This is a genomic window from Chloracidobacterium sp. N (assembly GCF_018304765.1).
In the GTDB taxonomy this organism is placed as follows: Bacteria; Acidobacteriota; Blastocatellia; order Chloracidobacteriales; family Chloracidobacteriaceae; genus Chloracidobacterium; species Chloracidobacterium aggregatum.
The window spans coordinates 603,210-617,399 of record NZ_CP072642.1 but is presented as its reverse complement, the minus strand read 5'-3'; the positions used below and the strand labels follow the sequence as shown (position 1 = coordinate 617,399).

Here is a 14,190-nt window from a genome sequence, read left to right as displayed (position 1 = left end):
CGCCGGTTCAGTTCACTCTTCTTCAGTTCACTCTTCAGCCCCTTTTTGACGAATCGTTATCACCTGACGGCCACGGTAGTAGCCGCACTCACCGCACACCCGGTGCGGCAGGCGGGGCGCACCACAGTTCGGGCAGCGGACCAGGGTCAGTTTCGGCAGGGCATCGTGCGCACGGCGCTTGCCGCGCCGCGACGAGGAGTGGCGTCGTTTCGGATTCGGCATAGGTTCAAACCGCCTTTCGGAAGCACATTCAGAAGCTTTCGCGGGAAACGCAAAAGCACAGGATTATAAGACAGCCCGGCGGATTGTCAACGCAGCCGTCGGCCGTGAAAAAAGTCACGGCGGGCAGACTATTTCCCGACGCTGGCTGGAAAAAACAGCAGACTGGAGGGCCCCTCACCGGTCCGGTCCGGCAGGGCCAGGCGGGCTTCGCAGCAGCGCGTCAGGATGCGGTGCCGTTTGGCGGCGTGGCGTCCCAAATCCGGGGTCGCCAGCACCACCAGTCGCCAGAGCTGACGATGGCGCAGCAGCAGGGTTTCAATCTCAGGATGCGCCAGTGATGAAAGCTGGGCGGATTCGTGTTCCGACAACTGTACCGTGACGTGGGCTTCCTTGAGCGCCATGTCCGGCGAGGGGCAATAGACAATCACGCTGCCGGCGGGCAGTCCCAGGTCGTCGCACAGGGCGGCTTCCATCTGCTCCCGGGCGCCCCCGGCATTCTCATAGAACTGGCGCTTGAGCCGGTCGAGTTCGCTTTCCGTCAGGCCGTCCCGGCTCGCCCGGAAAACGGGTTTGTAAAGCTGGCGCGTCGCCAGGGCCGACAGGAGCCGCTGGACCTCCGGCAAGCCCACCGCCCGCTCCCGAAGCACATGCAGGAAGGCGTCATCGCGGAGCGCAAACAGTTCGGCGTAGGCAAACCGCCCGGCCGCGATGGCCATTTCCAGGGCCTTGGAAAGCATGGCGCCGGCCGCAATTTTTGCGTGGTGAAAGTACACCCGTTCGGTCAGCAGGTAGCGCATGCGCAGTACGTGGACGACTTCCGAAAGGGCATCGTGCCGGAACAGGCCGTGGCGTTGCAGGTCAAGGGCCAAACGCCCACCCAACCGCGTGAACAGCGCCAGCAGGCGGTCGTCGTAATCCACGGTCAGCCCACAGAAGCGCGCATCCCGGCGGAGATAATCCAGCAGGTCGGCGCAGATGGTGCCGGCAAAGATGTCGCGGATGAAGTCGTCGTCCCGCGCCAGGGGCGTTTCGCCCAGAAGGTGGGAACGAACCGTGGTCAGCAGCCCCTGCCGCTCCAGTTCCTCCCCCAGGTCGCCGGACAGCATGGTGTCGAGGCGCTGGATGTCAGCGTCATGGCGTGGCGCAATCCGTCGCTCATCCTCAAAGGTATGACCAAAGGGCACATGTGTGATGTCGTGCAGCAAAGCCACCGTCCGAATGCGCTGCCGCTCATCCTCGGTGAAGCGGTGAACACCCCTTTGTTCAAGGCTCTCAATGATTTTTCCAGCCAGATGACAGGCTCCCAGGGAATGCTCGAAGCGGGTATGCACCGCCGAAGGATAGACCAGATGGCTCAATCCAAGCTGTTTGATACCGCGCAGGCGCTGCATCGCTTGGGTGTCAAGCAGACGGACCTCAGCAGCCGAAAAGGTCATGTCGCCGTGGATGGCATCCCGAATCGTTTTGGCCCGAATCGTTCTGGCGCGCGGCGAAAGGCGGCTGGATGACTTTCCCGACAACCGTTTGGACGACGGCTTCGGCGTGGTGAAGGTTTTGACAGGCTTCGACAAGGGTGTTAGCTTTCCTCTGCTTTCTGCTTCGTATTCAAAGCGGATACCAGTTCTCGCCGTGAGAGGGGAGAGAGCGGCCGATGCGTCGTAAAGTCTTACTTGCAGACGACAGCCTGAGCATTCAGAAAATGTTCGGGTTGTACCTTGAAAGGTGCGAGATTGACGTCGTTACGATGAGTAACGGCGAGTTGGCCGTTTCAAGACTTTCCACGATACGCCCTGATCTCATTCTGGCGGATGTGTTCATGCCCGGCCGGACCGGCTATGAAGTCTGCGAATACGTCAAGCAGCATCCGGATTTCAAGCACATTCCGGTGCTGCTCCTGACCGGCAAGTTTGAACCTTACGACGAAAAGGAAGCCAGGCGCGTCAGAGCCGATGGGCACATCGTCAAACCGATTGCGGAACAGGAGTTTGTTTCGCTGATTCGGACGACGCTGGAGCGATTCCCGCCGAAACCGGCGGTCACTCCGCCGCCAACCGTCACCCAGCCGGTGGGACAGACCCAAGCACTTGGTTCCGTTCCCCCGCCGGCCACATCGAAAGAGCCTTCGGCCACATCGAAAGAGCCTTCCGGGTTGGGCACAGCACCTCCCAAGTTTCATCTGGGGGGCTTTGATCCGTCGGCCGAAGTACCGCCGACCATCAAAGTCACGCCTTCGATGCTGGCCTCGATAACTCCCTCTCCGAAGATGGACGACGGGCGGCTGCCTGATCTGGACCCGCTCCTGCCGCTCGATGCGCCGCCCCCTCCGGCGGCGTCGGCTACGGATACGACGGATTTCATTCTCGATCTTCCACCGCCGGAACAGGCGCCGCCGGTGCTGAGCTACCCGGAGCCGCCCAAAACCCTTTCGACGCCGATTCCCCGTCCGACATTTTCCTCGCTGCCGCCGCCAAACATCGGCACGACGACGGCCAAACTCGATCCGTCTGAACTGCCCGAACTGCTCACAACGGCTGTGCCGCCCCCGCCGGCCGTGAAACAGGAACCTCCAGCGGCGGAGCTGGATTCCCCCCTGGAACTGGATGACGCCGTACCGCCAGTTGCCGCCCCCGCGGTCATGCCGGAACCGGAAGCGACAGCGGCCGCCACGCCCCCGGCCACAGTGCCGGATGAAGTGACGACAACGCCGAATGAAGCAGCAGCGCCGTTTGTCGTCGCCCCGTTCGCCCCACTGCCGGCAGCGTCAACCCCGGACCTGCCAGCGGCTGTCACGTCTGCCGAGCCAACAGCGCCTGTCCTTTCAGAGCCGGCGCCATCAGTTGCCGCTCCTGCGGAGACACTGGTGGGCGCGGCTTTGCCAGATGAGACACCGCCGCCATCCTTTGAGCCGGTCATCACGCCACCGGCACAGATTGCCCAACCGTGGGAGCAGCCGAAACCCGACGAGCCGCCCATCACCACCGCCTTCCAGCCACAGCCTGAAACCTCGTCCCTGCCCCCACTCACCGCCCCGCTGACAAGCCAGCCTACGGGCAGCCTGCTCACTGAGCCGGTGCCGCCGCCGGACTTTCTGACCGGACTGGTGTCGTCTCCAACGGCGACGCCCCCGCCTTCGGAACGGCCGGACGTTTCTCCGGAGAGCGCCTCTCCCCTGGTCTCCTTCTCCACGCTGCCGACAGCCACGCCGCCCCCGGCTCCGGTGTTTGAGGTCGTCATGGAAGAAGAGCCTCCCGTTCGCGGGACGGATTTGCTTCCTGATGAACTGGTGGCCATGCGGCAGCCGTCACCGGCGGTCAACGAGACTGCCCCCGCCGCAGCGGTTTCGGAAACGCCAAGCCCAACCGCAACGGAAGCGGCTGAGGTGTCACCATTCACGTTGGAAGTCACCGACCGGGCGGACGACATCCCCTCCGCCCCGACGGAAGCGGACATGCCGGCAGCCGTGGTGACAACCGAGGCGGTTGCCACCAGCCTGACCGAGGTTCCAGCCCTTGAGGAGGCCCTGGAGGAAACCGCTCCTCCGGCAACAGACGAAGCGGCCCCAGGGGCTTCTGCCCTACCCGCCTTTGTGCCAACACCACTGGAAGCCGCCCCCCTGGAGGACGTCGGCTTCCCTGCCCCGCCAACGGCCGAAGCCGAGGCCATCGAACCCGGCATTGCAACGCCAACGGAGGAACCGGCCGTGGCCGAAGAGGCAGCTTCCCTTGAAGCGCCTGAAGCGCCGCCGGCCGAAGTTCACTCCGGCGAAGTGCAGCCTGAACCTCCGGTTGAGGCCGCACCCGCCATGGCGCCCATGGCAGCCCCGGTTGCGGAAGCAACGTCTGCCGTGAGCCCGGCGCAAACCGTGGACTGGTCAACGTTCACGCTGCCCCCGGCCGTCGTGGATGAGATTGTCCGGCGCGTGGTGGCTGAAATTTCCGACCACGTTGTGCGCGAAATCGCCTGGGAAGTGGTGCCTGACCTGGCGGAACTGCTCATCAAAAAACACCTTGCCAACGGCAATGGGCGCCGGAACGCCGATGGCTAACCCGACGCCCGTCCGGCTTTCCACGGCCACAGCCGAAACGACGCCCGCCACACCGGCCACGCTCGAAGCCCGGTATGGTCTGGGTCTGTATGTCTCACGCGGCATCACGCTCGTCCGGGGGGCAGGTGCTTACGTCTGGGACAGCGACGGACGGCGCTATCTGGACGGCACGGCCGCGTATGGCGTCGCCAGCCTTGGGCACTGCCATCCGGCGGTGGTGGACGCCATCAGCCAGCAGGCGGCAACCCTCATTGCCTGTTCCGGCTCATTCGGCAATGACCAGCGCGCCCAACTCTATGCCGAGCTGACGACGGTCCTGCCGCACGGACTGACGCGCGTGTTTTTCTGCAACTCCGGGGCGGAAGCCAATGAAGCTGCCCTCAAGTTTGCCCGGTTGACCACCGGCCGCCACGGCGTGGTTGCCGCCCAGCGGGGCTTCCACGGGCGGACGGCCGGGGCGCTGACGGCCACGTGGGAACCAAAGTACCGTGAGCCGTTCGAGCCGCTGCTCCCCGGTTTCACCTATATCCCCTACAACGATGAAGCCGCCCTCGATGCCGCCATCACGGATGAGATCGGCGCGGTCATCCTGGAAGTCGTCCAGGGTGAAGGCGGTGTGCGTCCGGGGACGACCGCATTTCTGCACCGGGCGCAGCAACTTTGCCGCGAACGTGGTGCGCTGCTCATTCTGGATGAAGTCCAATCCGGGTTTGGACGCACCGGGACGTTCTTTGCCTGCCAGGCCGTCGGGATCGAGCCGGACATCCTCACCATGGCCAAGGGCATTGCCAGTGGCTTTCCGATGGGTGCCGTCGCCCTTGGTGAGCGCGTCGCCAGACTGTCTCCAGGCCAGCACGGGACGACGTTCGGTGGGGGGCCGCTGGCCTGTGCTGCCGCCCGTGCCACGCTGCGCGTCCTGACGGAAACCAACCTGCCGGCCCAGGTTGAACGGCTCAGTGGGCTATTCTTTGAGCGGCTGCGCGCCATTCCCAGCCACCGTATCCGGGAAGTGCGTGGACGTGGCTATATGATTGGCATCGAGCTGACAGAACCAGCCGCTCCCTACATCGCAGCCGCCCAGGAGCGGGGTCTGCTGGTGATCAACGCGGGCGCCAACGTCATCCGCCTGCTGCCACCCCTGATCCTGACCGAAGCGGACATCGCTCTGGCCACGACCGTGCTGACGGAAATCCTTGGTTAGCCGCCGCGTGGCCCAACCAGAAGCCGGCAGCGGAGACAGCTCCCAGGCACGAGAAAGGGGATGCCACGTGGCATCCCCTTTGGATTGCGTACTTCCGGGTTCGGTTTGTGTGCACCCGGCCGGTTTCGGAAGGGCTAGTTGACTGAAAACGGAGCCGGGCTGGCTTCCGTACGTTCTTCCGTCACGACCACCTGCCCATCCCGCGCATCCACAGTGAAAGCATTGACGGCATTCCACCGCAGGGTGATGGGCAGCTTGACCTTCTCATCGATGGTCCGCTTGAGGAAGCGCGCCCCGTATGCCGGGCTGAAGCCCTGCTGCACGAGCTGGTCAATGGCGGCGTCGGTGACCTGCAGCGATTTGCCAAACTTCGCCATCTGCCGTGTGATCTTGTTGAGGTAGAGAACGGCAATCTGCCGCACCTCGTCCTGCGTCAGCGGCGAGAAGACCACAATTTCGTCAATGCGGTTCCGAAACTCCGGCGAGAAACGGGTTTCGGCGGCCTTGAGCACTTCATTTTTGATTTCCTTCATGTCGCCCAGCGACTTGACGCCGAAGCCAAGTGGCTTCATGTACTTTTTGAAGTTCTCGCTGCCCAGGTTCGATGTCATGATGATGATGGCATCGGACAGATACACCTTCTTGCCGCGGCCATCCGTCAGCCAGCCTTCGTCAAAAGCCTGGAGGAACAGGTTGAGCAGGTAGGGCGACGCCTTTTCGATTTCGTCAAGCAGCAGGACGGTGTAGGGGTTGTCGCGCAGGCGTTCGGTGAGAATCCCACCCCGCTCCGAGCCGACAATCCCACGCGGCATGCCGATGAGTTTCTCCACGGCCACAACGCCATCCTGGTACTCCGACATGTCAATCCGAATCATCTTCTGCTCGTCGCCAAACATAAACTCGGCAACGGCTTTGGCCAGTTCCGTCTTGCCGACGCCCGTCGGGCCGAGGAACAACAACACGCCATCCGGCTTGTAGAAGTTTTCCTTGAGCGGCCCCTTGTTGAGGCGGAGCCGGCGGGCGACACTCTCCACGGCTTCGCGTTGACCGATGACGCGCTTGGCCAGCTCGGCTTCCATATTGGCAAAGCGTTCGGTCGTTTCGCGGAAGATCATATCGTGTGGGATGCGCGATTCCTGCGCAATGACATCAATGACATGCTGCTTGAGCACAAGCGGCTCTTCCGGCTGATTGATTTCCACCTTGACCGAAGCCGTATCCAGCCAGCCGATGACCTTGTCCGGCATGTGCAGGCTGCGAATGTAGCGCGGGGCCATTTCGAGGGCCGTTTCGAGCGCTTCGTCCGAAATCTGCACCGAGTAGTTCTGCTCCAGACGCGGACGCACGCCCTGCAAAATCTTGCGCGTGTCCTCGATACTTGGCTCGGCAATGAATACCGTTCGGAAACGACGCGCCAAGGCTTCATCCTCGGCAATGTACTCCTTGTATTCCGTCGTGGTCGTCGCGCCGATGATCCGCAGTTCACCGCGCCCCAGCGCCGACTTGAACATGTTGGCGGCATCGGCGGCTGCGCCCATCGCCGAGCCGGCCCCGATGATGGTATGGACTTCATCAATGAACAGAATGAGGTTTTCCCGCTCCTTGACTTCATTGATGACGCCCTGGATGCGCTCTTCAAACATGCCGCGCAGCATCGTGCCGGCCACGACATTCGAGATTTGCATGGAGACGATATGGGCGTTGCGCAGACGGCGTGGCACACGGTCCGGTTCGAGTTCGATCATCTGGGCCAGCCCTTCGACCACCGCCGTTTTCCCCACCCCCGGCTCACCAATCAGAATAGGTGAGTTGGCGCGCTCCCGATGGCAGAGAATTTCAATCATCTGCTGGATTTCCCGCTCCCGGCCGATGACCGGCGGCAGCTTGCCCTCGCGGGCCAGCTTGTTGAGGCTCGTTCCAAAGTGCTTGATGTAGGGTGGCAGCTCGAACTTGCGGCTGATGCGGGCCTCGCGCTCCTCACGCGATTTGAGCCGCATGCCCACCCGCTCGACGACTTCCTGCGGGTCAGCCCCGAACTGCCGGAGTACGGATGCTGTCACACCATCTTCATCCTGAAACAGGGAAATGAGCAGGTCAGTTGAGTCAATCGCCTGCCGTCCGTTCTGACGCGCCCGACGCATGGCCTTGTTGAGGATGTCGCGCGTGGCATCGTGGAGCTTCATCCGCTTGCCCACGAACTGCCGCTGGATGGAAAGCCGTCCATCGAGCGCATTGCGAATGGCCTGCGGGTCGAGGTTGAGGCTCTGCATGATCTCGTTGATCAGGGGACGCTCGACTTCCGTCAGGGCCAGGAAAATGTGTTCTGGCGCCAGAAAATTATGCTCGCGGTTCTTCGATTCCTCGTAGGCGCGGCGCATGACGCGCTGTCCGCTTTCTGAAAACCGGTCTGCGAAATCGCCAAAGTCAATCATAGCGTGCCTCGGTGAGGATGATGTGATCGTTGTTGTGGGATGTGTCTCCAGCCGACCAACCCCGGTTGAAGACACAGCGGGACGCCATCCGGGGAGCAGGTGAACTACAGCGCTGAGAATACCATAGGCGGCCGTTGCCGCGAACGGTTCTTTTCCTAAATGTTCGCCGGAACGTCCGCTTCCGAAAGGACCGCCGACGAGGTTTCAGCCCGCCCGACCGAGACCAGCGCCGGACGAATCAGGTGCGTCCCCAGACGGTAGCCCGGACGGGTCTGGGCCACAACCTGTCCATCCTGTTCAGGTGCGACCGTCAGGGTTTCAATGGCTTCGTGAAGCTGGGGATCAAACGGCTGCCCGACGGCTTCAATCCGTTCCACGTCGTGCCGCTGCAACGTCTGGCTGAGCATCCGCTGCATGGCCACAATCCCGGTCAGCAGGTCTTCTTTGGTGGCTTTCTCCGCCCCGGCCACCATCAGGTCGAGGTTGTCAAACACGGCCAGCCAGTCTTCGAGCAGGGCCTGCCGCGCGTGCAGCACCCGCTGCTCGACGGTCCGCTCCAGACGGCGGCGGGTCTCACGCAATTCTTCCTGGGTTTTGGCTTCGAATTCAACGACCTGCGCCCGCAAGCGCGCCAGTTGGGCGTCGCGCTCCCGAAGCTGCATCTGAAGCTGTTGCACGGTGGGCAGTGCCGCCTGGGAGGCGTCAGCCGGCGCTTCCGCGGCGGCTTCCACAGATGCGGTGTCCACGGAGGATTCCACGGACGAAGCCGTGTCGGCGGACGTCTCCATCGTGTCCATATACAGACGGCGCCTGTCGGTCACGTTCACGACCGGCGCCTCCGCACCGGCGGTTTCGCGTGGTTCGTCGCTCATGCCTGGCTCTTCGCTCCTTGGTGTGGAATCTTCTTTCCATTCTGCAAACGGTGAGCCGCCCGGCAGCTCACCGTTCATAAAACGCTATCACGCCACGGGTTTCAATCCAACGGCGGCAAGCCAGCCGTCAGTTGACCTGAATGGCGATGTTCTTGCCCTGGGCCACTTCCCGTTTCGGCAGGGAAACGGTCAGCACACCCTGTTTGTATTCAGCCCGGATGTTGTCCTGATCCACCGTCGGCGGCAAGGTGAAGGTACGGGCAAACGTGCCGTACGACCGCTCGATGCGGTGGTAGTTTTCACGCTTGACCTCCGACTCGAACTTCCGCTCGCCTGTGATGGACAACCGGTTGTTATCCACACTGACGCGGATGTCTTCCTGCTTGATGTCGGGCAGTTCAGCTTTGAGGACGATTTCCTTGTCCGTCTCATAGATGTCCACCGCCGGCGACCACGTGGCAGCGGCTTCCGCCTGTCCGGCCGCCCGCGGCAACAGCCCCATTTCGCTGAAAAGGGCATCCATCTGGTTGCGCAGATTGACGATGTCACGGAAAGGATCCAAGCGTTGCAGTGTCATGGCTTGCTAACCTCCAAAGTCATGATGACGTTGATCTGAGTTGGCTAGGCGTTCGCCACCCCGGCCGTGGTCCCGGCCGCTGCCGCGCTGGCGACCGGGGTGAAGGTGAACGCATCGCCCATTTCGTTGACATCTACCCGGACGGTCTGTCCATCGCGGATAGTCCCGTCGAGTAACTTCAGGGCCAGCGGGTTCTGGAGCAGGTTCTGAAGCGCACGCTTGAGCGGGCGCGCGCCATAGGTGGGGTCAAAACCTTCGCTGGCCAGCAATTCCTTCGCCGCATCGGTGAGTTCCAGCGTGATCTGCCGTTCGGCCAGCATCGCCTGCAACCGGCCGAGCTGAACCTCGATGATGCGGTACAAGTGCCGGCGGCCCAACGGATGGAAGATGACAATCTCATCCACCCGGTTGAGAAACTCCGGTTTGAACACCCGGCGCAGCAGGCCCATGACCTGCTGACGCACGTCGGCATCCTGTTCCGGGTCGCCGCCCCAGTCGAGAATCTCGCCACTCCCGATGTTTGAGGTCATGATGATGACCGTGTTCTTGAAGTCCACCGTCCGGCCTTTGCCGTCCGTCAGGCGGCCGTCATCGAGCACCTGAAGCAGGACGTTGAACACATCCGGGTGCGCCTTTTCGATTTCATCCAGCAGGATGACCGCGTACGGACGCCGCCGGATGGCCTCGGTCAACTGCCCCCCTTCGTCATAGCCCACGTATCCCGGAGGTGCGCCGATGAGCCGGGCCACGGTGTGCTTCTCCATGTACTCCGACATATCGAGGCGCACCATGGCCTGCTCGTCGTCAAACAGAAACTCCGCCAACGCCCGGGCCGTCTCGGTCTTCCCCACCCCTGTTGGACCGAGGAAGATGAACGAACCAATCGGCCGGTTCGGGTCCTGCAACCCGGCCCGCGCCCGGCGGACGGCATTGGCCACCGCCTGCAGGGCCTGGGTCTGGCCAATCACCCGCTGCCCCATCCGCTCCTCCATGTGGATGAGCTTCTGGACTTCACTTTCGAGCATCTTGGCCACCGGGATGCCTGTCCACTTCGCAATCACCAGGGCAATGTCGGCTTCATCCACTTCTTCCTTGAGCATGGCCCCGGCCGATTGCAGTTCGATGAGCTTGGCCCGGTTGCCTTCAATGCGCTGCCGGACCTCGTTCATCTGGCCGTAGCGGATTTCGGCCACCCTGGCGTAGTCCCCCAGACGCTCGTAGCGTTCGGCTTCGAGCTTGAGTTCCTCCAGCTTTTCCTTGTCGGTGCGGATGGCCTCGATGATGGCCTTTTCATTCGTCCAGCGCGCCTTGAGTGCCGCACTCCGCTCGCGCAACTCGGCGATTTCCTGTTCGATTCTGGCCCGCCGCTCGCGGGAAGCCGGATCGTCTTCGCGCTGCAACGCCTGACGCTCGATTTCGCGCTGCATGATGTCGCGCTCGATTTCATCAATCTCCGTCGGCAGGCTGTCAATCTCGATCCGCAGCCGCGACGCGGCTTCGTCAATCAGGTCAATGGCCTTGTCCGGCAGAAACCGGTCGGCAATGTAGCGGTTTGAGAGCGTCGCCGCCGCCACGATGGCCGCATCCTTGATGCGGACGCCATGGTGAACCTCATAGCGCTCCTTCAGTCCCCGGAGAATGGCAATCGTGTCCTCCACACTCGGCTCGGCCACATACACCGGCTGGAAGCGCCGCTCCAGCGCCGCATCCTTTTCGATGTGCTTCTTGTACTCGTTGAGTGTCGTCGCTCCCACGCAGTGCAACTCACCCCGCGCCAGCGCCGGTTTGAGCATGTTCGAGGCATCCAGTGCGCCTTCGCCGGCCCCGGCGCCGACCAGTGTGTGGAGTTCGTCAATGAACAGGATGATTTCACCGTTGGAGCGCACCACTTCCTTGAGCACCGCCTTGAGACGGTCCTCAAACTCCCCACGGTACTTGGCCCCGGCCAGCATCGCCCCCAGGTCAAGTGTCATCAGCCGCTTGTTCTTGAGCGACTCGGGCACATCCCCGGAGACAATCCGCATGGCCAGCCCTTCCACGATGGCCGTTTTACCAACCCCCGGTTCGCCGATGAGCACCGGGTTGTTCTTGGTACGCCGGGAAAGCACCTGGATGACCCGGCGGATTTCGTCGTCACGCCCGATGACCGGGTCGAGCTTGCCGGCGCGTGCCAGTTCCGTCAGATCGCGCCCATACTTTTGCAGCGACTGGTACTTCGATTCCGGGTCCTGATCCACGATGCGCTCATTGCCGCGCAACTCCGTAACCACTTTCAAAATGTGGTCACGGGTGACGCCGTGCTGCCGGAGAATGCGCCCGGCCTGGCTTTCCTTGTCTTCGGCCATGGCCAGCAGCAGATGCTCCGTACTGACGTAGGCATCCTGCAGCTTGTCGGCTTCCTTGCGGGCATTGACAAACAGTGTGGAGAGTCGCCCGGAGAGATACCGCTCCCCGCCCGTCACTTTCGCCATCTTGCCAAGGGCTTCCTCGGCATCCCTGAGCACGCGCGGCACCGAAGCCCCAATCTTTTCGAGAATGGGCTTGGTGATGCCGTCAGTCTGCTCAAGAAGGGCCACGAGCAGGTGTTCCGGTTCAACCTGTGGGTGCTGTCGTTCCTGCGTAAGGCTGACGGCAGCCGCAATGGCTTCCTGGGCGCGGAGGGTGAACTGGTCGTGACGCATAACTGAACCTCAACACTGAACATCAACTCTTTGGGTGTCGCCTGATGGCGAACCGGCTAATTTCTTAGCCTGCGGGTAATATAAAAATCTTAGTCACTCGTTGTCAAGAAAAATTTTCGCATCAACTTTGGGGAGACCGGCGTGAACGTGTTACGCTTGCCAACCACGGCCGGTCACACCCGGCCGACGCGCCACGGCGCATTTCACGCGGGAAGCCCTTGCCGGGATGCCCTTGCCAAGTGGACAGCCGCGCGCCGGCGGATAGGGTGTCAGTACACTGGCAGTGCTGGCAGTGGAAACATGTCATCAGCCGTGATGAAGCGATGGCGTTTGAACAGAAGCGGGATACAGCGCAGAAGGCACGGACCAGGCGACGCTGGCCGTCCGGGCGGTTGTGGGCAGGGCTGATCTGGTTTTGGCTCTGGTTCGGTTTGAGCCTTCCTGGTCAGATGGTCACAGCGACGGAGGTCGTTCTCACGCTTCCCTTCGAGCATACAACGGCGCGCCCGGAGTACAACTGGATTCGGGAAAGCTTTACGGTCGCCATGGCCGAGCTGCTGGATTCGCCGGGGTTGATTGCCGTTCCGCTCGATGAATGTCACCTGGCTTACGAAAAGCTGGGACTGTCACGGACAGCGCTGCTGACCCGCGCCACGGAAATCAAGCTCGGTGAAGCGGTGGGTGCCGATTTGCTTGTGCGCGGCACCTACACCGTGACGGGCGAGGGCAAAGACAGCACCCTGACGGTACGGGCGCAGATGATTTCGCTACGCGAAGGCAAGCTCGTCGGCAGCGAACACGTGTTGAGCGCGCCGGTGGCGGATTTGCAGGTCATTCAGGGCAAACTTGCCTGGGAACTGCTTTACCAGCGCAATCCGGCGCTGCCGTTTTCACGTGACCGGCTCATTGCGCGGGCGACACGGACCGCGCCCAGCGCCTACGAAATCTATATCAAGGCGCTCGTCACTGAAGACCCGGCGGACCGGGCCCGCCTGCTCACCCGGGCCATCGAGGATGCGACCCGCAACGCCCAACTCACCTTTCCCCAGGCATACTTCGAGCTGGGACTGCTGCACTATCGGGCCGGGCGCTACGGTGAAGCCGCAACGTGGTTCGAGCGCGTCCGGGCGACTGACCCACGTGGGCTGGAAGCCGGGTTTTACCTGGGCGTCTGTCAACTGCTGACCAACCAGACCGATGCCGCCATCAAAACACATACGGCGCTGCTGACCCCAATGCCGCTGTTTGAAACCTACGTCAACGCCGGCGTGGCCTACATGCAGAAGGGCGATTTTGCCGAAGCGGCCCGTCTGACGAAGCTGGCGGCCGACACCGTGCCGCTCGATGACGAAGCCCTGTTCAACTACGGCTATGCCCTGTGGCGGGATGGGCGTCCGGCCGAAGCGGTGACACCGCTGGAGACCCTCACCAGACGCACGGCAACCGATGGCCGCGCTTGGTACGTGCTCTCCAAGGTCTATGCCAAACTGGGACGTACGGCGGAGGCCACGGCCGCCCTCGATGCTGCCAAGCGCCATGCGCCGGATTTCGCCCGGTGGGAAACGTCCGGCAAGCCGCCCTGGTTGCCCTCTGTCAAGACCCGGTTCAACCGCGAAGCCTTTCACCGCTATGCACGGGGCGAAGAGCAGAGTCGCCAGCAAGCCTTTCTGGGCACTTCTGTACTGGAGCGGGTCGCGGAACTCATGCGCGACGCCCAGGCCGCCTTCCTTGAAAACCGGGCCGACATCGCGCTCGAAAAACTGGCGCAGGTCATTCAGCTTGCGCCCGACCACAGCGAGGCCCACCTGCTGCTGGGGCGTGTCCATGAGCGGCGCGGCGACCTGCCGGCCGCCGTTCAGGCACTCAAAGCCGCCGTGTTCTGGAATCCCAAACTCACGGCCGCCCACGTGTTGCTCGGCCGGGTTCTGCTCACCCAGGGCGATCGCACCCGGGCCGCCGTGCACATTCGCCAGGCGCTCGACCTCAACCCGGACGATCCCGACGCCCAGGCCGCGCAGCGCCTGCTGCTGGCTCCACCCCGGTAAAAGGCCAGCGGCAGCAATCCATTGCGAGTTTACAGAAGCGTAACCACCTTGAAACAACACGTAACACTGTTGTTCAGAGGAATGTTACCCCGGCTCTCTAGCGTCCATCCCACGC

General features: G+C 62.6%; 9 protein-coding genes. 3 read left to right on the top strand and 6 right to left on the bottom strand.

Translation table 11 applies throughout. The features are described from left to right. Positions 1-27: 27 nt before the first annotated feature. A complete protein-coding gene (rpmF, locus tag J8C05_RS02600; protein WP_072234223.1) occupies positions 28-222 on the bottom strand; it encodes a 50S ribosomal protein L32 in 195 nt (64 codons plus the stop codon). A gap of 128 nt (positions 223-350) precedes the next feature. Continuing rightward, complete coding sequence (locus tag J8C05_RS02595) at positions 351-1,793, bottom strand: HD domain-containing protein (RefSeq protein ID WP_211422655.1); 1,443 nt, start codon at positions 1,791-1,793, stop codon at positions 351-353. A gap of 80 nt (positions 1,794-1,873) precedes the next feature. On the opposite strand from J8C05_RS02595, the gene J8C05_RS02590 reads away from it, so the two are divergent. After that, complete coding sequence (locus J8C05_RS02590) at positions 1,874-4,267, top strand: response regulator (protein ID WP_211422654.1); 2,394 nt, start codon at positions 1,874-1,876, stop codon at positions 4,265-4,267. Further along, positions 4,260-5,468: an aspartate aminotransferase family protein gene (locus J8C05_RS02585; protein ID WP_246604640.1), complete on the top strand. Its 1,209-nt coding sequence runs from the start codon at positions 4,260-4,262 to the stop codon at positions 5,466-5,468. Before J8C05_RS02590 ends, J8C05_RS02585 begins: the two co-directional genes overlap by 8 nt. Positions 5,469-5,602: 134 nt before the next feature. Here J8C05_RS02585 and J8C05_RS02580 read toward each other — a convergent pair whose 3' ends face one another. The 4 genes from J8C05_RS02580 to clpB all read right to left on the bottom strand — a co-directional run bounded on the left by J8C05_RS02580 (position 5,603) and on the right by clpB (position 12,030). After that, positions 5,603-7,900, bottom strand: coding sequence for an AAA family ATPase (locus J8C05_RS02580; protein WP_211422653.1), 2,298 nt, complete (start codon positions 7,898-7,900; stop codon positions 5,603-5,605). Between the two features lie 155 nt (positions 7,901-8,055). Then, positions 8,056-8,772, bottom strand: a complete 717-nt coding sequence (locus J8C05_RS02575; RefSeq protein ID WP_211422652.1) for a nucleotide exchange factor GrpE — start codon at positions 8,770-8,772, stop codon at positions 8,056-8,058. A gap of 127 nt (positions 8,773-8,899) precedes the next feature. Beyond that, positions 8,900-9,349 carry an Hsp20/alpha crystallin family protein gene (locus J8C05_RS02570; protein WP_058866674.1) on the bottom strand — a complete coding sequence of 150 codons (450 nt, stop codon included), beginning with the start codon at positions 9,347-9,349 and terminating at the stop codon, positions 8,900-8,902. Between the two features lie 44 nt (positions 9,350-9,393). Further along, positions 9,394-12,030, bottom strand: coding sequence for an ATP-dependent chaperone ClpB (gene clpB / locus J8C05_RS02565; protein WP_211422651.1), 2,637 nt, complete (start codon positions 12,028-12,030; stop codon positions 9,394-9,396). 449 nt (positions 12,031-12,479) lie between these two features. Here clpB and J8C05_RS02560 point away from each other — a divergent pair, with 449 nt between their 5' ends. Next, entirely contained in the window at positions 12,480-14,075 is a 1,596-nt protein-coding gene (locus J8C05_RS02560) for a tetratricopeptide repeat protein (protein ID WP_211422650.1), read from the top strand. Positions 14,076-14,190 lie beyond the last annotated feature (115 nt).

Coding starts and splice junctions, on each gene's coding strand:
- J8C05_RS02570 (WP_058866674.1), bottom strand. CDS start 9,349: ATGACACTGCAACGCTTGGATCCTTTCCGTGACATCGTCAATCTGCGC.
- J8C05_RS02590 (WP_211422654.1), top strand. CDS start 1,874: ATGCGTCGTAAAGTCTTACTTGCAGACGACAGCCTGAGCATTCAGAAA.
- J8C05_RS02575 (WP_211422652.1), bottom strand. CDS start 8,772: ATGAGCGACGAACCACGCGAAACCGCCGGTGCGGAGGCGCCGGTCGTG.
- J8C05_RS02580 (WP_211422653.1), bottom strand. CDS start 7,900: ATGATTGACTTTGGCGATTTCGCAGACCGGTTTTCAGAAAGCGGACAG.
- J8C05_RS02560 (WP_211422650.1), top strand. CDS start 12,480: ATGGTCACAGCGACGGAGGTCGTTCTCACGCTTCCCTTCGAGCATACA.
- J8C05_RS02585 (WP_246604640.1), top strand. CDS start 4,260: ATGGCTAACCCGACGCCCGTCCGGCTTTCCACGGCCACAGCCGAAACG.
- clpB (WP_211422651.1), bottom strand. CDS start 12,030: ATGCGTCACGACCAGTTCACCCTCCGCGCCCAGGAAGCCATTGCGGCT.
- rpmF (WP_072234223.1), bottom strand. CDS start 222: ATGCCGAATCCGAAACGACGCCACTCCTCGTCGCGGCGCGGCAAGCGC.